This is a genomic window from Streptomyces sp. NPDC006529 (assembly GCF_040611795.1).
Taxonomy (GTDB): domain Bacteria; phylum Actinomycetota; class Actinomycetes; order Streptomycetales; family Streptomycetaceae; genus Streptomyces.
Window position 1 is genome coordinate 19,245 of sequence record NZ_JBEXPB010000008.1, and the last position, 20,996, is coordinate 40,240.

Below are 20,996 nucleotides of genomic sequence, written 5' to 3' on the forward strand. Positions count from 1 at the left end.
CCCCGCCCTTTGCTCGCCGGTCCTCCCCGTCTTTGCGGGGAGGACCTTTTTTCGCGCCTCGGGTCACCTGTGCCCCGGCTCACGTGATTCGTGATGCCCGGGGCATTTCCATGAAAAAAACTTCCGGGTATCATTTTTCCGGCGGGGTCCGCTCGTGAGCGTGGACCGTGACGCGTCGCACCCTGGGGAGGGATTCATGGACATCGAGGTGCTCGGCGGGTTTCGCGCCCTGGAAAACGGCGTTCCCGTGGTCCCGCAGGCGGAGCCCGCCCGCCAGGTCTTCGCCGTACTCGCCGCCCACGCCGACCAGATGGTGCCCACCGACGTCCTGGCCGCGGAGCTGTCGGCGTACGGGCAGGACGGCGAGCACGCCCGCTCGGTCCTGCTGACATCGGTCCGCCGGATACGCGAACTCCTCGCCGGAGCCGCCGACTCCGCCGGGCGGCGCACCCCCGAGGCCGTCCTGGTCTCGCTGCCCGGCGGATTCTTACTGGACACCGACGGCGGCCGCAGCGACCAGGGCGACTTCGCCCGGGAGACCGGAGCGGGCTACCGGGCCATGGCCCGCGGGGACTTCGCCACCGCCGCCCACCGGCTGCGCGGGGCGCTGCGCCTGTGGCGCGGCCCGGCCTTCGAGGGGATCGAGGCCGGTCCGCGGCTGGCGGCGCGCATAGCGGACCTGGAGGCGACCCGGCTCTCGGCGCTGAAGCAGTGGGTGGAGGCCGAGCTGGCGCTGGGCCGGCACGGGGAGCTGCGGACCGAACTGCGGGCCGTAACGACTGGAAAGTCCCTCGAAACATACCGAACCCTCGCAGACGCACTCGGTTCGGACCTGGGGTCCTCTCCGGGCGACACCACCCGCGCCCTGCGCCGGGCGCTGTTGCCGGGTCCGCCGTCCACCCTGCCCCTGGCCGCCTGACCTGCGGTTTGCGCCGGTCTGACGCGCTTGCGGGGTCTTTCCCGCACTGTGGTCTTTTTTTCTCACCTCGCCCGAACACTCACCATTCCGGCCGGTATGTTTCTCCGGTTCCTCGCAGAAAGTGCACCTCATGAGCCACGCCACCGCCTCCCGTACCCGCCCGGTCGCCCCGCTCGGCCACCCGTCCGCCGGTGACACGGGATGGGGGTGACCCCACCCCCGCTGATCGCGGTCGTCCACGAAGGGCGGGCGGGGCGGGCCTGCGCACAGGCTTTCGTGGCGCGCGACGGCGCCGCGGAAGCCGGTGCGCGCAGCCACCTCGTCGCCGCCGGCGACCTGGGGGAGGCGCAGTGGGAGGTGCTGGCCCAGGCCGACGGCATCCTCTTCGGCGTCCCGCTCCCCTTGGCGCAGATGCTGGGGCGGGGTGACTGGCGGGGGAAGCCGGCCGCCGGTTTCGTGCGCCCGGAGGGGGACGCGCGGGGCCGCCTCCGCGAACTGGCCGCTCTCGCAGAGGCGTTGGACATGTGCTGGATCGGTCCGATGGCGCCGCCGGGGCGTTTCGTCGGGCCGGGTCCGGACCCGGTGCTGGATGCCGCGCGCCGACTGGGCTCCCGGATGGCCCGGATGGCCCGGCTCGCGGGCGCCGCACCGGTCGCGGTCCGCGGCCCGGTGAGTTGACACACGACCCGGACCGGCCGTGTGCGGCGGCCCCCGGACCAGCACACTCCGTGGATATGGGTGCTGCGTTTGTCGAAGAACCCGGCGCCGCGGCTGCCGTGCGCCGACTGGTGGCCGAAGGGGTGAGTCCCTGGCTGGAGGGCGTACCGGGCGTCGGCCCCTACCGGATGGCGGAGTTCGCGGACCGCCTGACGGTGCGGAACCTGCTGTACGGGGTGCCGCGGCGGCCCGCGGCCCTGGGCGCGGTGTGCGACGTCCTGCTCGCGCGCGGCGGGCTGGTCGCGGCGCCGCCGCCGGGTGACGGGTGCTCGTACGACGCGGCCCGCGCGCTCGTGGCGGCCGTGGACCGGCCCAACCTGATCGTCGTGCTGCCGGCCTCGGGGGAGGGCCCGGCAGCCGGTGCGCGGCTGCTCGGCGAGGGCGTCGGAGTGTGTTTCGGCCCGATGACCGGTCCCAGGACGTACGAGGGGGTCCTGGGAGCGTGGCTGAGCGGCCTGGAGCGGGCCCGGGAGCGCGGCCTCGACCTGGCCGCGCTCCCGGCGTTCGCGTCGTTGCGCGTGTGCGAGCTGGGCCCGCTGGCCGTGCCGACCGCGCGGCTGCTGTACGCGCGCTACGACCGGGCGCTCGGCGGGAAGCGGTGGCGGAGCCTGGCCGCGGCGGGCGCCCGCCCGCACCGGCTGCTGTGGACGGCACTCGGCGACCGCGCGGAGGACCTGCCGGGCCTCATCGGCTGGGGGACCGCGGCCGCCCTGACCCTGCGCGCGCTGCAGGGGCTGCCCGCCCTGCGGGGGGACACCCTGAGCCCGCCGTGTACCGGTCCTAGAGCGCCCGCACCCGCTCTGACCAGCGAAAGCTCACTTGACCACGATCACGGCGGAACCTAGGTTCGGATGGCTTGATGCGTGCCGGTACGTCAGGGAGCGGGGGGAACGGGCCCATGGGACCAGTGCCGGACGACGCCGGGAACGCCGCGGGGGGCGCCGGGGCGGCTCTCGCCGTCCTGGAGCTGCTGGCCGCGGGCGCGCCCGCGGCCGCCTTCGACGCGCTCCTGCCCGCGGCGGACCCCGCGCTGACCCGGGCCGTCGCCCTGGCCCACGCGATCCGTGCCGGCGCCGGGCGGCCGCCGGAGCCGCGGGCCGTGGCCGCTGCAGCGCCGTCGGATGACGACGGCGGGTCCGATGACGCACGTGACGGCGGATCCGGCGATGAGCGCGGCGGCGGCCAAGGCGACCACGACGACCGCGGCGACCAAGGCGACATCGGCGATCACGGCGACCCCGGCGACCACAACGCCGACGGCCTCGTCGCGCTCGTCGACACCGCGCACGACCTGACCTCCGCCTACGAGCTCGACAGCCTGCTGCGCGTCATCGCGCGCCGGGCCCGGCGGCTGCTCGGCCTCGACGTGGTCCGCCTCAGCTTCACCCGGCCCGACGGCACCTCCTACCCGTACCTCTCCGACGGCAGCAGCGCCGGGTACGAGTCCGGGCTCGGGCTCGGCTGCGCCGAGGGTCTCGGGGCGCTCGTGCGCGAACGCCGCGCCCCCGTCTGGAGCGCGGACTACCCCCACGACACCACCCTCGCGCACGCCCCCGGCGTGGACGCCGCGGTCCGCGCCGAGGGCGTGCGCGCCGTCGTCGCCGTACCGCTGCGCCACCGCGAGGGCGTCCTCGGCGTGCTCTACGGCGCGGACCGGCGCGTGCGCTCATTCACCCCGGCCGAGGTGGGGATGCTGCTGTCGCTGGCCGACCTGGCCGCCGTGGCCATCGAGAAGGCGCGGCTGCTGGAGCGGGCCCGCGACGAGGTGACCGAGCTGGAGCGCTTCGGTTCCGTCACCGACGCCACGCTCACCCGGGTCCGCTACCTGTGGGACTGCCACGCCCGGCTCGCCCGCCTCGTGCTGGACGGGGCCGGTCTGGCCACGCTGGCGCGGACCACCGCGGACGCGCTGGACGGCGTACTCCAGGTGCGCGATCCCGGCGGCCGCCCGCTGACCCCGGGGCCCGCCCCGGTAGGCCTCGACGAGGCCGCCGTCACCCGCGGAGCCCTGCACGCGCACACGGCCCGCCGCCCGGTCCGCCTCCCGCGCGAGACGCAGGCCCCCACGGGCCCCGGCCCGGACGGCCTGTCCGACGCCCGCGCCGCGCGGCCCGCGGGCGAGGTGTGGGTCGCGCCCGTCACCGCCGGGGCCGAGGACCTCGGCGTCCTGGTGCTGCACGCCGCCGAGCCCCTCACCGAGGAGGACGTGCGGCTGCTGGAACTGGCGGCGCTGTCAGTGGCCTCCCTCATGCTGATCCAGCGCGGTACGGCGGCCGCGGAGGGCCCCGTCCGCGACGAGCTGCTCCAGGAGCTGCTCGACCGCCCGCACCACCTCTCCGACCTGCACCTGCGCGAGCGCACCCGGCGCCTGGGCATCGACCTCGACGTGCCGCACGTGGTGGTCGTGGTCCGGCCCGAGGGCGGGGAGCTGGGCCGCGCGGTCGCCTGGGCGAGTTCGTACGCCTACCGGGTCGGCGGCCTCAAGGGGGTCCGCCGCGGCTGCATCGTGCTGCTGCTGCCCGGGGAGGACGCTTCCGCGGCGGCCCGGCAGGTCTCGATGGAGGTCACCCCGCTCCTCGGCCACCCGGTCTCCACGGGCGCGGCGGGCCCGGCGAAGGGCCCGTCGGCGGTGGCCGGGGTGTACGAGGAGGCCGCGCGCTGCCTCGACGCGCTGACCGCGCTCGACGGCGCCGGAGGCACCGCCTCCCTGCGCGAACTCGGCTTCCTGGGCCTGCTGCTGTCGGCGGATCACGACGTGGACGCCTTCATCGCGCAGGCCCTCGGCCCGGTCCTGGAGTACGACGCGGCCCGCTTCACCGAGCTGACCCGCACCCTGGAGGCGTACTTCGAGTCGGGCGCCAGCCCCACGCACGCCGCCGAAGCGCTGCACGTGCACGCCAACACGGTCTCGCGCCGCCTGGAGCGCATCGCGGAACTCCTGGGCGAGGGCTGGCAGAAGCCGGCCCAGGCCCTGGAGATCCAGATGGCGCTGCGCCTGCGCCGCACCCGCGAGATCCTCGTCCGCACCCGCCCCCCGACGTGACCCGGGCCCGCGCCGGAGCCGGCGCGGGCCCGGGTCGGGCGCGGTCCCCTCAGCGCACGTGCACCGGAGCGTCCAGGGCCGCCCGCACCGCGTCCGCGAACGCGTCCGGGTTGTCCAGCATGATGTTGTGCCCGCAGTCCGCGACCGGCACGACGCTCACACCGGCCGCCTCCAGCTCCGCGGTCCCCGCGAGCGCGCCGTCCTCGGCCGGGTGGAGGAAGGCGCGCGGGATCCGCAGCCCCACCAGCAGCTCCCGCATGGTGGGCCGGGTCCCCGCCGCGAGGTGAACGGCGCTGCGGTGCAGGGCGGTCCGCCCCGCGAGCCGCATCGTCGACCACCAGTGCGCGCCGACCCGGTCCCGCACCTCGGCCCAGCCGCCCGCCAGGAACTCCTCCTCCGTGTAGGCGGCGAGCCCGCTGCTCCCGGCCGGCACCTGCGCTCCGGGCGCGGGCGGCTCCGCCGGGTCGAGGTTGGCGTCGACGAGGACGAGCCGCGAGACCAGCCGGGGGTGCCGGTGGGCCAGCACGATCGCGACCGCCCCGCCCATGCTGTGGGCGATCACCTCTGCCCCGGCGACCTCCGCCTCCAGGAGCGCGTCGGCCACGGCGTCGGCGTGCGCCTCCAGGGTGTACGAGAACTCCTCGGGCCGGTCGCTGTGGCCGTGCCCCAGCAGATCCAGCAGCAGCGAGCGGCGCCCGGCGAGCCGGGGGTGCGTCGCGCTCGCCGCGAAGTACGCGGGCGAGGTGGAGCCCAGTCCGTGCAGGTAGACCCGCGCCGGTTCCTCCCCGGCCAGCTCGACCCACCGGATCCGGTCCCCCTCCGCGGTCACCACGGCACTGTGCACAACGAACCCCCGTCATCCTCCATCGAGTTACGGCCCGACCCTAGAGAAGGTCCCGCCCCACCGGCATCCCGGTTTCCGAGAGGCAGCGCGCCGCGTGCGCCACCGAGGCCATCGTCACGTGCCGGTGCCAGCCCGGCAGCGAGCGCCCCGCGAAGTCCCGCAGACCGACCTCCTGCACGCTGCGCGCCGAGGTCGCCGACACCCGGCGCGCCTGCTTCGTCATCCGCAACAGCACCGCCGGGGTCACCGGCACCGGCCGGGCCAGGTCCGTCACCCACAGCTGCGTGGGCATGCTGCGGGCGTCCGTCCATTCGCCGAGCAGGGTCAGGTGGCGGCGCCGGGCGGGCGATGGGTCCGGCATCATCACGCGCACCGCGGCCACCAGCGAGGTGCGCCGCTGGCCCGGGTACATGGGGTCGGCCCACTCGACGGGCGTGCGCAGCGCCCGTACGTTCTGCAGCACGTCCCGCGCCGCCAGGGTCCCCGCGCCGTGCCCGGGGAGCGCCGGGTCGGTCACCAGGAGCCGGGCGGCCGGACTGATCCGGGCCAGGACCGGCAGCTTCGCGTCGGCGAACCGGTTCATCGTGGAGCGGGTGCCGATGTTCTGGATGTCCAGCAGCACCGGCCGCGGCGGCACCGCGACCTGGCGCACGGCGTCCAGCACCCCGGTCACCGCGCACTCCTCGTACGTCTCCCCGGACCGCTCGCCGCCCTCGAACCCGGCGGCGTCCGGACCCTCTGAGGAGGGTCCGTCCGCGGACGGACCCTCCTCCGGCAGGTACAGCCGCCACCCGACGGGCGTGACCACATCGGCCGAGGTGAACCAGATCCCGAAGGCCTGCTGCCCGCGGAACATCTGCCCGCGGTGCGGGTCGTACTGGCGGCCCACGCCCACCGAGTGCTCCCCGCCCTTCGGGATCGCCATCGGCTGGGCCACCCAGGCCGTCAGCGGCGAGGACTGCTCCAGGTACTGCGACAGGGCGGTGCGGATCGGCTGCCAGTCCCAGGTGGAACCGGCGATGAAGTGGTGCAGGCTCTGCTCGGCGGCGGGCCCGCCGATCTGCTGCGCGATGTTGCGGATGGACTTGCGGCCGGGCGTCGCGAGCAGCCCCCGGACGTACTGCAGGCCCTTTTCCCGCTGGTCGCGGCGGCGCAGCGAACCGAAGACCGCCCCGCACAGATCGGCGGCCGCCTCGTGCGCGCGGTCTCCCGCGTCGACGCGCCCGGGCCCGCTACGGCCGCGCGGGCGGGTCGGGACATGACTCCTGTACATGGTGCTCGTGCTCACTGTGTTTCCCCCGTCAAGTCAACTGTCGACCTTCGACCCCACCGTCCGGTGCGGCCCCCGCACGGGGGGAGGTGCGCCGGGCACACACATCGCGCCCGGTGTGGTGGGCCCCCCACCACGGGCCCGCCAGTACCGCAGACTGGGGGCATGTCGATTCACGAGAACCTGCTCGGCGGCCCTGCCCCGACCCACCTGCCCGACGACCCCGAGCCGCGCGAGGCCCTCGCCGCGGGCACCGACCCGGCCGAGGTGGCCGCGAAGTACCCGACCTCCTCCCTCGCCTGGGCCCGCCTGGCGGACGACGCGTTCGAGGCCGGCCGCGCCGTGGAGTCGTACGCCTACGCCCGCACCGGCTACCACCGCGGCCTGGACTCGCTGCGCCGCGCCGGCTGGAAGGGCCACGGCCCGGTGCCGTGGGAGCACGAGCCGAACCGCGGATTCCTGCGCGCCCTGCACGCCCTGGCGCGCGCCGCGCACGCCATCGGCGAGGACGCGGAGTACGAGCGCTGCTCGACCTTCCTGCGCGACTCCTCGGCGACGGCGGCCGACACCCTGAACTGAGGTCCGCGCTCCTCGGGGGCCGCCGGGGAAGGTGTGAAGGTGGTCACCTTCCACTGGCGGGCCCCGCGGGCCCCCGGCCTATGATGCGAGCAGGGGACCGGAGCTCCACTCACCCAGCAGGAAGGGGCGGACCGCTACCCGGAAGTTCATATCGAGGAGACAGCGATGTCGGAAAACCTTGATGCCTCCGGAGTGGGCGGTTCGGAAACCCCGAACCTCGACTTCGCCGGCACGACCCCGTACGAGGACTACGTCCAGGCGGACGTCCTCACCCACCTCCAGCACCTGCGCTCTGACGACCCGGGCGAGATGGTCTTCCTGGTCACCACCCAGGTCATGGAGCTGTGGTTCACGGTCATCGTCCACGAGTGGGAGACCGCGGCCCGCGCCCTGCGCGAGGACGACCTCCCCGTCGCGATGGACGCGCTGAAACGATCCCTCCGTGAGCTGGAGGCCCTCAACGCCTCCTGGCGCCCCCTCGCCCAGCTCACCCCGGCGCAGTTCAACTCGTACCGCGGCGCCCTCGGCGAGGGCTCCGGCTTCCAGTCCGCGATGTACCGCCGCATGGAGTTCCTCCTCGGCGAGAAGTCCGCGTCGATGCTGGTCCCGCACCGCGGCGCGCCGCGCGTGTACGCGGAGCTGGAGAAGGCCCTGGCCGAGCCCAGCCTCTACGACGAGGTGCTGCGCCTGCTCTCCCGCCGCGGCCTGCGGATCCCCGCCTCGGTCCTCGGCCGCGACCTCACCCAGCGCTACGAGCCCTCACCGGTCGTGGAAGCCGTCTGGACCGAGCTGTACGCCGACCCGGACGCCCACGGCGACCTGCACCGCCTCGGCGAGGTCCTCACCGACGTCGCGGAACTGGTCTGGCGCTGGCGCAACGACCACCTGGTCGCCACCCGCCGCGCGATGGGCGCGAAGACGGGCACGGGCGGCTCGGCCGGCGTCACCTGGCTGGAGAAGCGCGCCCAGAAGAACGTCTTCCCGGAACTGTGGACGGCGCGCAGCCATGTCTGAGACCCCGGCTGTTTCAGCCCCTGTTCCGGCACACTCAGCCGCCGGTCCGGCACATCCAGCCCCTCCGGCGTTTGAGGAGCGGGGTACGGGGCGGAGCCCCGAAAGCCCCGGCGCATCCGCCCTCCAGGCCCGCGCCGCCGCACTGGACGCCCAGGACGACCTGGCAAAGCTCCGCACCCGCTTCACCCTCCCCGAAGGCCTCGTCTACCTGGACGGCAACAGCCTCGGCGCCCTCCCGGCAGGCGTCGCGGCCACGACGGCGGACGTCGTCACCCGCCAGTGGGGCGAGAACCTCATCCGCTCCTGGTCCGAGGGCACCTGGTGGACCGCCCCCGAGCGGATCGGCGACCGCATCGCCCCCCTCATCGGCGCGGCCCCCGGCCAGACCGTCGTGGGCGACTCCACCAGCGTCAACCTCTTCAAGGCCCTGGTCGGCGCCGCCCGCCTCGCGGGCGAAGGCCGCACCGACCTCCTGGTCGACGCGGCCACTTTCCCCACCGACGGCTACATAGCCGCCTCCGCGGCCCGGATGACCGGCCTGAACGTCGTCCCCGTCGACCCGGACCGCGCCGCCGAGGCCTTCGGCCCGTCCACGGCCGTCGTCCTGCTCAACCACGTCGACTACCGCACCGGCCGCCTGCACGACCTCCCCGGTCTGACGGCGGCGGCCCGCGCGTCCGGCGCGGTCACCGTCTGGGACCTGTGCCACAGCGCGGGCGCCCTGCCCGTGGACCTCGACGACAACGCCGTCGACCTCGCGGTGGGCTGCACGTACAAGTACCTGAACGGCGGCCCGGGCTCCCCGGCGTACCTCTACATCGCGGCCCGCCACCAGCGGGACTTCGATTCGCCGCTGCCCGGCTGGAACGGACACGCGGAGCCCTTCGCGATGACCCCCGGCTTCACCCCGGCCGAGGGCGCCGTCCGCGGCCGGGTGGGCACCCCGGACATCCTGTCCATGCTCGCCCTCGAAGCGGCCCTGGACGCCTGGGACGGCGTGACGGTGGAGGCCGTCCGCGCCAAGTCCCTCGCGCTGACGGACTTCTTCCTGGAGTGCGTGGCGGCGTACGTGCCCGAGGGCGCGGTCGAGTCGGTGACCCCGGCCGCGCACGCGGAGCGCGGCAGCCAGGTGTCGCTGCGCACCGAGAACGCCTCCGCCGTCATGGCCGAGCTGATCGCGCGCGGCGTCGTGGGCGACTTCCGGGCCCCCGACGTGCTGCGGTTCGGCTTCACCCCGTTGTACGTCGGTTTCGCCGACGCGGAGCGGGCCGCCCGGACGCTGGGTCACATATACGGGTGATGTCGGGGCGAAACGTCACGGCAAGGGGGCGGGCGGGGCTGAGGCTCCGCCCGCCCCCGCATATGCGCCCCCGTACGCCCGGGGTGGCACGGAACGCCGCGTTCCAGCCTGATACGGTCCCGCTCTGCCCGGAACACATGTACCCGCCGGCTCTGCTGTCCCCGCTGTCCCACCCGTTACCGGAGGTTGAGCTGATGACGGACCCCGCAGTGGAACGTGACGCTGCCGAGGCCGCGTCGGCCTTCTCCCACCCGCCGGTCGAGCCCGACACCACCGCCGCCTACGGCGAACACCCCGACCAGGTCATCGACTTCTACGCCCCGCGCGCCGCCGGCCCAGGCCCGGCCCCGCTGGTGGTCGTCCTGCACGGCGGCGCCTGGCGCGCCCCCTACGACCGCCACCACATCACCCCCTTCGCGGACTTCCTGGCCCGCCAGGGTTTCGCCGTCGCCAACGTCGAATACCGCCGCGGCAGTTCCTTCCCGCACCAGCAGGCCGAGGGCCCGATCGCGGGCCGGTGGCCGGAGACCTTCGACGACGTCGCCGCCGCCCTGGACGCGCTCCCCGCCCTGGTGCCGACCGCCCTCCCGGGCATCGACCCGCGCCGCATGGTCGTCACCGGCCACTCGGCAGGCGGTCACCTCGCCCTGTGGGCCGCCGCCCGCCACGTCCTGCCCGCCGCCGCCCCCTGGCGACTCCCGGCCCCGCCGCCCCTGCGCGGCGTGGTGGCCCTGGCCCCCATCGCCCACTTCCGCGAGGCGGAGTCCCGCGACGTCTGCGGCGGCGCCTCCGCACAACTCCTGGGCGGCCCAGCACACTTCGAGCTCCGTCTCCCGTACGCCGACCCGGCCGCCCTCCTCCCGACGGGCATCGCCACCACCCTGGTACAGGGCCGCGACGACATCGTGGTCCCGCCGGAAGTAGCGGAGGCCTATGTGGACGCCGCGGCGCAAGCGGGCGAAATGGTCGGCCTGACCCTCCTGGACGGCGTAGGCCACTTCCCCCTGATCGACCCCGCGGCCGACGCCTGCGCAGTGGTCTCAGAAGAAATCGCCCAACTGGCCTGGTAGCGGGACCCCCGGGAACGCCATCTGGTCCGCCGATGGGAGCGACCGACCGATGGACGTCGTGGCCATCGAGGTCTACGAGCCCGTCGCGCCGCGCTACCGGACGGCCCTCACGGGAGACTGTCCGTGCGCTCGGCCAGGGCGCGGAGTTCGTCCGAGGCGGCACGGCCCGCCACGAGTACGAGGTCATGTACGACCGACCGCGAGGCGACATGCGTGTGGATCATCTCGGGGGCCAGCTCCTCGGCGCGCAGAAGGCTGTCGAGGGCATCGGCGTACTGCCGGCGCTGGGCGTGTGCGCGGCCCACGTCCATGAGGAGACGAGCCTGCCGCTCGGAGGAGAGACCGGCGGTGTCGAGGTCCTTGGCGATGTCGAGAGCCTCGCCCGCGTCACCGAGGTCGACTGCCGTGGAGACCGCCTGGACCTCCACGTTCGTCGGGCCGAACTCCAGGTTGAAGTCGTTCCGGTCCGTGCCGAGCTGATGGGCGATGACCCGGGCCGCATCGATCTCACGGCGTGCGGACGGCCTGTCACCGGAGCGGGCGTGGACGAGCGCCAGCATCAGGTGCAGCGAGCCCAACACGGAGAGGTGCTGTGGCGCGGGCTCGTCGACCTCGGCGTGGTGCTGTAGGGCACTGACCGCCGTCGCGGCCGCGTGCTCGGCCTGGTCGAGGTGTTGCAGGCGGACGAACGCGTGGCACAGGCGGTAGACGCCCGCGAAGACACCGAGTGGATCGCCGGACAGTTCCGCTTCGCGGATGGCCCGGTCGGCCGCGACCCATGCGGCGTCCGCCTCGTTCTGGCGGACGAACGCGGCTGCCAGCGCCTGGTAGGTCCTGGCCAGGAGATCGTGGAGTTCGGGCAGGTACTTCGCCGGCGCAGTCCTGCTCGCCCGCTCCAACCGCGGTACCAGGGGGCCGACAGCGGCGCTCAGTTCGGCGAAGCGGTCACCGTGCGTGAGATCCCAGACCTTCACGACCGCTGCCCGCAGATCGTCCAGCGTGTCGGGCCGGAAGTCCTGGCGCGGGCTGAGGAGAACGCCAAGCGCAGGATGGCCGGACAGCACGAGGCGGGCCTGATCCAGGTCGTTCGTCTCCGGCTGAGGCGTCGGCTCGGCTTCGGCCGGCGGCGGGGCAGCGGGTTCGAGCACCTGGAGCGGCACACCGAGCCCGTCGGCCAGCAGGCGCAGCACATCAAGGCGGTTCACCGGCTGGATTCCCCGCTCGACCTGGGACAGCCAGCTCGCCGTCCGCCCGATGGCCGCGGAGAGTTCCCCTTGCGTCATGCCCCGCTGCTTGCGCAGGTCGGCCACTCGCGCGCCGAAGACGCGCCGCTCCTCGGAACTCACTGCTGTGCTGCCACCTTCCCGCTGATCGCTTCGAGGAACGTGACCTCGACACCGGCAAGGTACTGCTCCCGCTCGGCGAGGAAGTGCTTCGTGTGGGCTTGGGCCTCGTGGGCGTCGAACGCCGCCCGATCCGCGTACAGCTCGTAGAACACGCGGACGAGCGGCTCACCCTCCGGTACGTGCACCACGTAGGTCAGCGTTCCCGGCTCGGCGCTCTTGATGCCCTCCAGGGCCGCTGCGCACAGCTCGTCGAAAGCCGCCGCCGCTGCCTGATCGCGGAGTGAAAACCGCACGACCAGGCCGAATCCCTCGCTCATACGTGCTCCTTTCGGTAGCAGACAGTCTCGCAGGTACACAGATTTCCTGCGAGTAACAGATTCTCTTGACTCACAGAAAAACTGTGAGTAACGTCGTAGTCATTCCACTACTCACAGTGATAGAGCGGCTGGAGCCAGAAGAACGGAGATGTGCGATGCGCCAGATTCCGACGAACGAAGCATTCGGACACGTCGACCACCCCCACCTGCGCCGACAAGTCCGCGACCCCAGGTCCGATCGTGAGGGTGAGTTGATGGCCGTGGTCGAGGAGTACGTCGGCACGGTCGCTGGGGCACCGCAGCACACCCGCACCGCCTTCGTCCGCGCGCCGAACGGCCTGGAGTTCACGGCGGCACCGGACACCCTGGTGCGGCTGTGAACACCGCCGCGCCCCGGATCTGCGCGGCCGGAGAGGACCCCATCCGGACTGGCGGATGGGAGTCGCGACTCGCGCAGGAAGCGGCGTACGTACTCGCCCACGCGGAGCAGCCGCCGGACAGCGCGACCACCGTGGAGTGGCTGGCGTACCTGGGCGAAGGCGGCGGCCTCCTCGCTCATGGCGTCCGGTCCTCGCACTTCAAGGCCGAAGGCCGTCGAACCCCTACGGCCGCGGCCGCCCTGGCCGCGTGGCATACGGCGACCCGCCTCCCGGACGGTTGGCGGAAGGCGGTCGCCCTCGCGGAAGCGATCCGCGACCTGCTCACCGAAGAAGCCGAGCACCAGACCCGCCGCCGCGCACAGCGGGAAGAGACAGGCGGACAGGAACAGGAACAGGAACAGGAACGCGGACAGGAACAGGAACAGTGAACGAGCACCTGCGCCAGCTCCTGTACGTCCTGATCGTGCTCGGCGCGCTAACCGTCATCGTCCTGGGCACCCGCTGACGCGATGTCCCGGGGCGGGGCCGGGAGTGCCAGGCGGGGAACCGCCCACGCAGAGCTCCGCCGGGCCGGGCGCGGCCGGGGCTTCCAGACGACCCGATCCAGCCCCGTGCGACCTGCGGTCGCCGGCTCGGAGGAGCGCGTAGCGATCGGTGGCGCCCCCTGTCCAGGCCGGAGAGATGAGATCCCGGTCGTCGGGAACCGCTTCCCCCTGGGCGTCTTTTGTCGGGGCCCTCCGCCAGGCATTCATTGCCTGCCGGTCCGGCGCGGGCAGTCAAGGGTGGCCGCAGGCCATCGCGTAGCGACGCGACGAAGGAGCGCCCTTGAGGGGCCGGGTCGGGCCGGGAACACCCTCGGCTGGTGGATGGCCCCGACTGCCGAGGTTCGCTGATGCGGGCCGATGGTGGTCCGGCCCACCCACAGCGGACCGCTGGCGGCCAACGGAGGCGGCGGCCGGCCGCCTCCGGCCGCCTCCGGCAGCCGCCTGTGCGTGCCGGTCCACGCGGTCGGCCCATGGGGCGCAGGGATCCGGCTCCGCGCCCGGCGGAGCCGAGCCCGGCGGGACAGGTGCCGGATGCGCAGGCGGCGTACAAAGGAAGGCGCTCCCCGCGTCAAGGCCCGGGACGCCGAAACCGGATGGGGTGGTCGTGCGGCGACACGCCGTACGGGTCCCCCACTTGGCGGCATCCGGGCGGCAGGGTCCCGGTCGGTGCGCACTCTTCTGCGGAACCTCGGCCTGACCGCCGCCTCCCTCGCCCTCCTCGGCGCGACCGTCCCAGCCGCCGTCCCAGCCACCGCCCCCGCGGCCGCCTCCGCCCCGCCGGCCACCGAGGTGGTGCACGGCCTCGGCTTCGACGCCTGCGCCGCGCCCCCCGTGAAGGCGATGCGCGCCTGGTACGGGACCTCCCCCTACCGGGCCGTCGGCATCTATGTCAGCGGCAGCCAACGGCACTGCGCGCAGCCCGAACTGACCGCCGAGTGGGTCCGGCAGGTGCGCGCGATGGGGTGGCGGCTCATCCCCGCGCACGTCGGCATGCAGGCCCCCTGCAACGACTACCCGCACAAGACGGAGCGCTTCGAGCCCGCCCGCGCCGTCGAACAGGGCCGCGCCCAGGCGCGCGAGGCGGTACGGGCGCTCACCGCGCTCGGCATCGGCAAGGGCAGCCCGGTCTACCTGGACGTCGAGTCGTACGCCGTCAAGGACGCGCCCGCGGCATGCGGCCGGGCCGTCGTGGACGCGGTGGTGGGCTGGACGCGGGAGCTGAAGTCCTCCGGCTACCGGGCCGGTTTCTACTCCAGCCTCGGCTCCGGCGTCCGCGACCTGGCCGAAGCGGCCCGCGCGGGCCGTTCGCCGCTCCCCGAAGCACTCTGGTACGCGCGCTGGGACCAGCGGGACACGACGGCCGACCAGGGCCCGCTGACCGCCGGCCTGTGGCCGAAGGACGCCCGCATCCACCAGTTCGCGGGCAACGTGAAGGAGACCTGGGGCGGCGAAACCCTCACCATCGACCGCAACCGGCTGGACGGTCCGGTGGCCCGGTAGCCGCGCGCGTCGCGTGCTCTGTCACCCGGACGGGTGATCCCGGGGACTTGCCCACCCGCTCGGCGCGGGCCGCCCTACGCTCGCGCCATGCCGGGAACCACGCGCATCACCGTCACGCTGCCGACCGCGCAGGTGGCGACCCTAAGGGGGCTCAAGGCCTTCACCGACCCCCCGCCCCCGGCCCCGCCACGCACGAGGGGCGGACCGCGTATGGCGGTCCGCCCCTCGGGCGTCGTACCGGGTGGCGGCCCGCGGGGCCGCCGGTCCGGCTACAGGAACGAGTTGATCTCGATCGTCTCGGTGCGGCCGGGGCCGACGCCGATCGCGGAGATCGGGGCGCCCGACATCTCTTCGAGGGCCTTCACGTACGCCTTGGCGTTCTTCGGCAGCTCGTCGAAGGTCTTCGCCTTGGTGATGTCCTCGGACCAGCCGGGGAAGGTTTCGTAGATCGGCTTCGCGTGGTGGAAGTCGGTCTGCGAGTACGGCAGCTCCTCGACGCGCTTGCCGTCGATCTCGTACGCCACGCACACCGGGATCTCTTCCCAGCCGGTGAGCACGTCGAGCTTGGTGAGGAAGAAGTCCGTCAGGCCGTTCACGCGGGTCGCGTAGCGGGCGATCGGCGCGTCGAACCAGCCGCAGCGGCGGTCGCGGCCGGTGGTGACGCCGCGCTCGCCGCCGATGCGGCGCAGCGCCTCGCCGTCCGCGTCGAACAGCTCGGTCGGGAACGGGCCCGCGCCGACGCGGGTCGTGTACGCCTTGAGGATGCCGATGACGCGGCTGATCTTCGTCGGACCGACACCCGCACCCGTGCAGGCGCCGCCCGCGGTCGGGTTCGAGGAGGTGACGAAGGGATACGTGCCGTGGTCGACGTCGAGCAGCGTGCCCTGGCCGCCCTCGAACAGCACGACCTTGTCCTCGTCGAGCGCGTTGTTGATGATGAGGGTGGTGTCGGCGACGTAGGGCTTGATCAGCTCCGCGTAGCCGAGCATCTCGTCGACGATCTGGGCGGCGTCGATCGCGCGCCGGTTGTACAGCTTCGCGAGGAGCTGGTTCTTGCCCTCCAGCGCCGCTTCGACCTTCTGGGTGAGGATCGACTCGTCGTAGAGGTCCTGGACCCGGATGCCGATGCGGTTGATCTTGTCCGCGTACGTCGGGCCGATGCCACGGCCGGTCGTGCCGATCTTCCGCTTGCCGAGGAAGCGCTCGCCGACCTTGTCGAGGGTGACGTTGTACGGCGTGATCAGGTGCGCGTTGCCGCTCAGGAGCAGCTTGGAGGTGTCGATGCCGCGCTCGTTCAGGCCGCGCAGCTCGGAGAGCAGGACGGCCGGGTCGACGACGACACCGTTGCCGATGACCGGGGTGCATCCGGGGGAGAGGATGCCGGAAGGGAGAAGGTGCAGTGCATACTTCTGGTCGCCCACGACGACCGTGTGGCCGGCGTTGTTGCCACCCTGGTAACGCACTACATAGTCAACGGATCCACCGAGCAGGTCGGTGGCCTTTCCCTTGCCCTCGTCACCCCACTGAGCTCCGAGCAGCACAAGAGCGGGCACAGGCGTACACCTCTTCCGGATGGGGCATGTCCAAGGTCAGGGGGCGTACGACGATGTACACCGCAGGCTGAGCCGTCGGACCGGTACCCCGGAATAGACGAAGGCCCTGGCGCAATAGCGCAAGGGCCTCTTGCACAAAGATGCTACCCGAGGAAGGACCGAGGTGTCGGCTCCAGAGCCCACCATGAGCCATGCGGGCGCGCCGGTAGGCGGCCTGCTCGTGCTCGTCGACCCGGTCGCCCGCCGCCTCGACGGCGAGTCCGTGCGGATCGCGAAGGATGTCTTGTCGGCGGGGGCGGCGACGAAGATCTGCCTCCCCGAGAGCCTTGAGGAGTTCGCGCGGGCCCTCGCCCGCCGGGGTCATCGGCAGCCGGTGATCGTGGGTGACGACCAGGCGCTGGTGCGCACCGTGGGGCTGCTCCACCGGCGCCGCGAGCTGGCCGACGCGGCGCTCGCGCTGGTGCCCGTCGGCGCCGCCGGATCGCTGTCGCTGGCCCGCGCGCTGGGCGTTCCGGTGGGCGCCGTGGCGGGGGCGCGGGCGGTGCTCGACGGGGCCGTGCGCACCCGTGACCTGCTGGTCGACGACAGTGACGGGGTGGTGCTGGGGAGTCTGCGGATCGCCGGGCCGGGTGGTCCGCCCGGTCGCCGGACCGGAGTCGCACCGTCCGGTTGGCCGGTCGGCCGGCCCGTCGGTGCGGGGGGTGGCGGGGGCGCCGTCGCCGGGGCCGGGGTGGGGCGTGCGGCCGCGCCCGGGGCGCCCGGCGCACTGTCCGTATGGAGTGCGTGCCGGTCGCTGGTGCGGACCCTGGTACGGCCGCCCGTGGGCCGCGGGGCGGTCCCCGCACAGGGGCTTCGCCTGCGGGTGGAGGCGGACGGAGTGCTGGTCAGCGACGTGGACCGGGCGGTCGCCGACGTGGCCGTGGAGGCCCGCGACGGATTGGTCGAAGTCGTTGTCCGGATGGTGGACGCCGAGCCCGCCGTGATCGGACGGGGGCTGTCCGTGACGGTTTCGGGCGCGGATTTCCGCTACCGCGCCGACCACGCCGACACCGGCCCGGTGCGGCGCCGGACGTGGACCCTGCGGCCGAGGGCGTGGGGGCTGACGCTGCCGCGGTGAGGTGGGTGGGGTGGGTGAGGTGAGGTGCCGCACGAGCGCGCCCCCCGCCACCGCGGGCCACCAGAACACCGGCAACAGGCGCAGCAGCACCCCGCCGCGGGCTGCGGGGGCTGCTGCTGCTGGTGGTGCTGCTGGCGGCTGCTGAGCCCGGTGGCGCTGGGACCGCTCGGGAGGCGGGTCGTCCCGGGGCGGCCCTGGCCGCCGGGGGACGCGGTGTTGTGGCTCGCGGAGGGGGCTCCGGGGGGCCGGTGCTGGGTGTGGGCGCCGGGGGCGCGCGGGGTGGGGCGGGGGAGGGTGCGGGTCAGGGCAGGTCGAGGGTGGCGCGGTGGGCGCGCCAGCGGTCCATCAGGTCCAGCATCTCGCCGTGCATGAACTCGAAGAAGGCCGCGGTCTCGGCGACGCGGCTTCCGGCCGGGGTGTCCGGGCCGAGGCCGGCCGCGCCCTCGCGCAGGGTCTTCTCCCACAGGGTGAGGATCTGGTCGCGGCGGGTGAAGGTCTCGTACCAGAACTCGTTGTGCAGGACGTAGCGGTCGCGTCGTGAGCCCGGTTCGCGCTCCCGGCTGACCATGTTGACCTGCGTGAGGTAGCCGACGGCGCCCGATACCGCGGCGGGGCTGATCTGCAGGGCCAGGCTCAGCTCGGCCGAGGTCATCGCCCCGACGTCGCTGGCCAGCAGGGCGGCGAACACCCGGGAAGCCATGCGCTGCATGCCCGCCTCGGTCAGCTGCGAGGCGAAGCGCTCCACGAAGCGGTTGACCGCTTCCTCGTCGCGGGCCGGGGCCGGGGCTGGGGTCGGGACCGGGGCTGCGGCGTCCGCGTCCGCCCGCTCCGGGCCCGTCGGCTTCTTCGTCTGGGTCTTCGTCTTCATGTCCGCCACCCTCCCGACTTTACTCGATTTCCAATCTTCACAAAATTATGAAACCAGCGTACCTTCGGAACATGACGAAGGCCATCAGTGTCGCCGGACTTCACAAGTCGTTCGGCCGCACCCACGCGCTGGACGGGCTCGACCTCTCGGTCGCGGCCGGCGAGGTCCACGGCTTCCTCGGTCCCAACGGCTCCGGGAAGTCGACCACCATCCGGGTCCTGCTGGGTCTGCTGCGCGCGGACTCCGGCAGCGCGGTGCTCCTCGGCGGCGACCCCTGGGCCGATGCGGTCGCCCTGCACCGGCGCGTCGCCTACGTCCCCGGGGACGTCACCCTGTGGCGCAACCTCTCGGGCGGCGAGGTCATAGACCTGTACGGGCGGTTGCGCGGCGGACTGGACGCGAGGCGCCGGGCCGAGCTGATCGAGCGGTTCGAACTCGACCCCACCAAGAAGGGGCGCACGTACTCCAAGGGCAACCGGCAGAAGGTCGCCCTCGTCGCCGCCTTCGCCGCCGACGTCGACCTCCTGATCCTCGACGAACCCACCTCCGGCCTGGACCCGCTGATGGAGGAGGTCTTCCACGGCTGCGTGGCCGACGCGCGCGCCGCCGGGCGGACCGTCCTGCTCAGCTCGCACATCCTCAGCGAGGTGGAGGCCCTCTGCGACCGGGTCAGCATCATCCGCAAGGGGCGGACCGTGGAGAGCGGCAGCCTCGCCGAACTGCGCCACCTCAGGCGCACCTCGATCACCGCCGAGCTGGCCGCCGCCCCCAACGGCCTCGCGCACCTGCCCGGCGTGCACGACGTCGAGGTGCGGGGCCTGACGGTCCGCCTCCAGGCCGACACCGACAAGCTGGACGCCGTGCTGCGCGCCCTCGCCGCGTCGGGGGTCCGCTCGCTGACGTCCACGCCGCCGACGCTGGAGGAGCTGTTCCTGCGCCACTACACGGGGGCGGACGGGGAAGCGGACGCCGCCGGGGACGTGCGGGAGCAGCCCGGCGCGGTGGCGGGTGGCGCGCGATGAGGGGCCGCCTCGCCGGGACGGGCGGGCTGTTGCGGCTGGCGCTGCGCCGGGACCGCGTGCTGATGGCGGTGTGGATCGGGGTGGTCTCGCTGCTGGTGCTCAGCATGCCCGCCGCGCTGCAATCGGCGTACGGGACGGCGGCCGAGCGGGCCCGGCTGCCTGTCACCATGAACGCCAACGGCTCGCTGCGCGCCCTGTACGGGCCCGTCTTCGGCGATTCGATCGGCGCGCTCAGCGCGTGGAGGGGCGGGGTCTTCGCCGGGTTGTGCGCCGCGGTCATGAGCCTCGTCATCGTGGTCCGGCACACCCGGGAGGAAGAGGAGAGCGGCCGTCAGGAGATGCTCTGCGCCGCCATGGTGGGGCGCGCGGCTCCGCTGACCGCCGCCCTGCTGGCCGCCCTCTTCGCCAACGCGCTCGTCGCGGTCCTGGTCGCGGTCGGACTGGCGGGCCGGGGAGCGGCCGGTGCGCTGGCGCTGGGGGCCGCGCTCGGCGCGACCGGGATGGTGTTCGCCGCGGTGGCCGTGATCGCCGCGCAGCTCACCGAGAGCGCGCGGCTGGCCAAGGGGATGGCGGGCGCGGTGCTGGGCGCGGCGTTCGTGCTGCGGGCCTCCGGGGACGCGGGCCGGGCCGCCGGGGGGTCGGCGCTGACTTGGGCCTCGCCGCTGGGCTGGCTGGAGAACGTACGCGCCTTCGCCGCCGAACGCTGGTGGGTGCTCGGCCTCTTCGCCGCGGCCTGCCTGGTGCTGCTGGTGCTCGCGTACGTCCTGGCCGGGCGCCGGGACCTGGGGATGAGCTTCTTCGCGGCCCGGCCGGGACCGGCGCGCGGGCGGCTCGGCGGGCCCGCGGCGCTGGCGTGGCGGCTCCAGCGGGGGAGCGTGCTGGGGTGGAGCGCCGGGTTCCTCGCGGCCGGGGCGTCCTTCGGGGCGATGACCGAAGGCGTGGCCCAACTGGTCGGGGACAACGCGAAGACCCGCGAGATCATCGAGCGGATGGGTGGACAGGCTGGAGTGACCGACGCCTTCCTCGCGGCGATGGCCGGGATGCTGGGGATGGTGGCGGCGCTGTACATCGTCTCGTCGGTGCTGCGGCTCGGGGGCGAGGAGAGCGCGCAGCGCGCCGAACCGCTGCTGGCGGCCGCCGTCGGGCGCCTGCGCTGGGCGGGCGGCCACCTGGTGATCGCCTTCGGCGGCTCGGCGCTGATCCTGGCCCTGGGCGGGCTCGGCCTGGGCCTGGGGCACGGCCGGGACGTGGGCGCGGCGGTGGGGGCCTGCCTCGCGCAGCTTCCGGCGGTGTGGGTGATCGGGGCGCTGGCGGTGCTGCTGCACGGCGCGCTGCCGCGGTTCGCGGTGGCCGCCTGGGCGGTGGCGGGTGCGGCGCTGGCCCTGGGCTGGGTCGGCCCGGCGCTGGGCCTCCCGCAGGCCGCCCTGGACCTGTCGCCCTTCGCCCACCTGCCCCGGCTGCCCGGGCCCGGGGCGGTCGAGTGGATACCGGTGGCGACCCTGACCGGGCTGGCGGCCGTGCTCACGGGGGCGGGCCTGGCCTCCCTGCGGCGGCGCGACCTGGTGGGTTGACGGGGGCGGGGGTCCTGGGGC

General features: G+C 73.9%; 20 protein-coding genes. 14 read left to right on the plus strand and 6 right to left on the minus strand.

From position 1 onward, the window contains the following. Nucleotides 1–196 precede the first annotated feature (196 nt). The 4 genes from ABZY31_RS08890 to ABZY31_RS08905 all read left to right on the plus strand — a co-directional run bounded on the left by ABZY31_RS08890 (nt 197) and on the right by ABZY31_RS08905 (nt 4,679). On the plus strand, nt 197–919 hold the full coding sequence (locus ABZY31_RS08890) for a BTAD domain-containing putative transcriptional regulator (RefSeq protein ID WP_356406364.1): 723 nt from the start codon (nt 197–199) through the stop codon (nt 917–919). A gap of 207 nt (nt 920–1,126) precedes the next feature. Then, nucleotides 1,127–1,597, plus strand: coding sequence for a hypothetical protein (locus ABZY31_RS08895; RefSeq protein ID WP_356406367.1), 471 nt, complete (start codon nt 1,127–1,129; stop codon nt 1,595–1,597). A gap of 56 nt (nt 1,598–1,653) precedes the next feature. Continuing rightward, entirely contained in the window at nt 1,654–2,481 is an 828-nt protein-coding gene (locus ABZY31_RS08900) for a hypothetical protein (RefSeq protein ID WP_356406370.1), read from the plus strand. Between the two features lie 53 nt (nt 2,482–2,534). Then, the gene (locus ABZY31_RS08905) at nt 2,535–4,679 is read left to right on the plus strand and encodes a GAF domain-containing protein (protein ID WP_356406373.1); all 2,145 of its coding nucleotides are present in this window, start codon (nt 2,535–2,537) and stop codon (nt 4,677–4,679) included. A gap of 49 nt (nt 4,680–4,728) precedes the next feature. On the opposite strand, the gene ABZY31_RS08910 is transcribed toward ABZY31_RS08905, so the two are convergent. Both ABZY31_RS08910 and ABZY31_RS08915 read right to left on the minus strand, forming a co-directional pair. After that, entirely contained in the window at nt 4,729–5,523 is a 795-nt protein-coding gene (locus ABZY31_RS08910; RefSeq protein ID WP_356406376.1) for an alpha/beta hydrolase, read from the minus strand. Nucleotides 5,524–5,563: 40 nt separating this feature from the next. Next, a complete protein-coding gene (locus ABZY31_RS08915; protein WP_356406378.1) occupies nt 5,564–6,811 on the minus strand; it encodes a transposase in 1,248 nt (415 codons plus the stop codon). A 147-nt stretch (nt 6,812–6,958) separates the two neighbouring features. Between ABZY31_RS08915 and ABZY31_RS08920 the strand changes: the two genes are divergently transcribed. From ABZY31_RS08920 to ABZY31_RS08935, 4 genes are all read left to right on the plus strand, one after another. Then, nucleotides 6,959–7,372 carry a DUF3151 domain-containing protein gene (locus ABZY31_RS08920; RefSeq protein ID WP_356406381.1) on the plus strand — a complete coding sequence of 138 codons (414 nt, stop codon included), beginning with the start codon at nt 6,959–6,961 and terminating at the stop codon, nt 7,370–7,372. Between the two features lie 165 nt (nt 7,373–7,537). Then, a complete protein-coding gene (locus ABZY31_RS08925; protein WP_356406383.1) occupies nt 7,538–8,386 on the plus strand; it encodes a tryptophan 2,3-dioxygenase family protein in 849 nt (282 codons plus the stop codon). Next, nucleotides 8,379–9,686, plus strand: a complete 1,308-nt coding sequence (kynU, locus tag ABZY31_RS08930; RefSeq protein WP_356406386.1) for a kynureninase — start codon at nt 8,379–8,381, stop codon at nt 9,684–9,686. The genes ABZY31_RS08925 and kynU overlap by 8 nt, the downstream gene beginning before the upstream one ends. A 194-nt stretch (nt 9,687–9,880) precedes the next feature. Next, nucleotides 9,881–10,756, plus strand: coding sequence for an alpha/beta hydrolase (locus ABZY31_RS08935; RefSeq protein WP_356406389.1), 876 nt, complete (start codon nt 9,881–9,883; stop codon nt 10,754–10,756). A gap of 107 nt (nt 10,757–10,863) precedes the next feature. Here ABZY31_RS08935 and ABZY31_RS08940 read toward each other — a convergent pair whose 3' ends face one another. After that, the gene (locus tag ABZY31_RS08940) at nt 10,864–12,102 is read right to left on the minus strand and encodes a helix-turn-helix domain-containing protein (protein WP_356406392.1); all 1,239 of its coding nucleotides are present in this window, start codon (nt 12,100–12,102) and stop codon (nt 10,864–10,866) included. Further along, complete coding sequence (locus ABZY31_RS08945) at nt 12,099–12,419, minus strand: antibiotic biosynthesis monooxygenase (RefSeq protein ID WP_356406395.1); 321 nt, start codon at nt 12,417–12,419, stop codon at nt 12,099–12,101. Before ABZY31_RS08945 ends, ABZY31_RS08940 begins: the two co-directional genes overlap by 4 nt. 155 nt (nt 12,420–12,574) lie before the next feature. Between ABZY31_RS08945 and ABZY31_RS08950 the strand changes: the two genes are divergently transcribed. The 3 genes from ABZY31_RS08950 (at nt 12,575) to ABZY31_RS08960 (ending at nt 14,844) form a co-directional block, all read left to right on the plus strand. Further along, nucleotides 12,575–12,799, plus strand: a complete 225-nt coding sequence (locus ABZY31_RS08950) for a hypothetical protein (RefSeq protein ID WP_356406398.1) — start codon at nt 12,575–12,577, stop codon at nt 12,797–12,799. Beyond that, complete coding sequence (locus ABZY31_RS08955; RefSeq protein ID WP_356406401.1) at nt 12,796–13,227, plus strand: hypothetical protein; 432 nt, start codon at nt 12,796–12,798, stop codon at nt 13,225–13,227. Before ABZY31_RS08950 ends, ABZY31_RS08955 begins: the two co-directional genes overlap by 4 nt. 783 nt (nt 13,228–14,010) lie before the next feature. Further along, nucleotides 14,011–14,844, plus strand: coding sequence for a DUF1906 domain-containing protein (locus ABZY31_RS08960; RefSeq protein WP_356406404.1), 834 nt, complete (start codon nt 14,011–14,013; stop codon nt 14,842–14,844). A gap of 269 nt (nt 14,845–15,113) precedes the next feature. On the opposite strand, the gene ABZY31_RS08965 is transcribed toward ABZY31_RS08960, so the two are convergent. After that, on the minus strand, nt 15,114–16,397 hold the full coding sequence (locus tag ABZY31_RS08965; RefSeq protein WP_330331271.1) for an adenylosuccinate synthase: 1,284 nt from the start codon (nt 16,395–16,397) through the stop codon (nt 15,114–15,116). A gap of 163 nt (nt 16,398–16,560) precedes the next feature. Here ABZY31_RS08965 and ABZY31_RS08970 point away from each other — a divergent pair, with 163 nt between their 5' ends. Beyond that, nucleotides 16,561–17,514 carry a diacylglycerol kinase gene (locus tag ABZY31_RS08970; RefSeq protein ID WP_356406407.1) on the plus strand — a complete coding sequence of 318 codons (954 nt, stop codon included), beginning with the start codon at nt 16,561–16,563 and terminating at the stop codon, nt 17,512–17,514. A 301-nt stretch (nt 17,515–17,815) separates the two neighbouring features. On the opposite strand, the gene ABZY31_RS08975 is transcribed toward ABZY31_RS08970, so the two are convergent. Further along, entirely contained in the window at nt 17,816–18,382 is a 567-nt protein-coding gene (locus ABZY31_RS08975; RefSeq protein WP_356406410.1) for a MarR family transcriptional regulator, read from the minus strand. Nucleotides 18,383–18,453: 71 nt separating this feature from the next. Between ABZY31_RS08975 and ABZY31_RS08980 the strand changes: the two genes are divergently transcribed. Together ABZY31_RS08980 and ABZY31_RS08985 are read left to right on the plus strand one after the other, a co-directional pair. Beyond that, entirely contained in the window at nt 18,454–19,404 is a 951-nt protein-coding gene (locus ABZY31_RS08980) for an ABC transporter ATP-binding protein (protein WP_356406413.1), read from the plus strand. After that, the gene (locus tag ABZY31_RS08985) at nt 19,401–20,975 is read left to right on the plus strand and encodes an ABC transporter permease (RefSeq protein ID WP_356406416.1); all 1,575 of its coding nucleotides are present in this window, start codon (nt 19,401–19,403) and stop codon (nt 20,973–20,975) included. Before ABZY31_RS08980 ends, ABZY31_RS08985 begins: the two co-directional genes overlap by 4 nt. Nucleotides 20,976–20,996 lie beyond the last annotated feature (21 nt).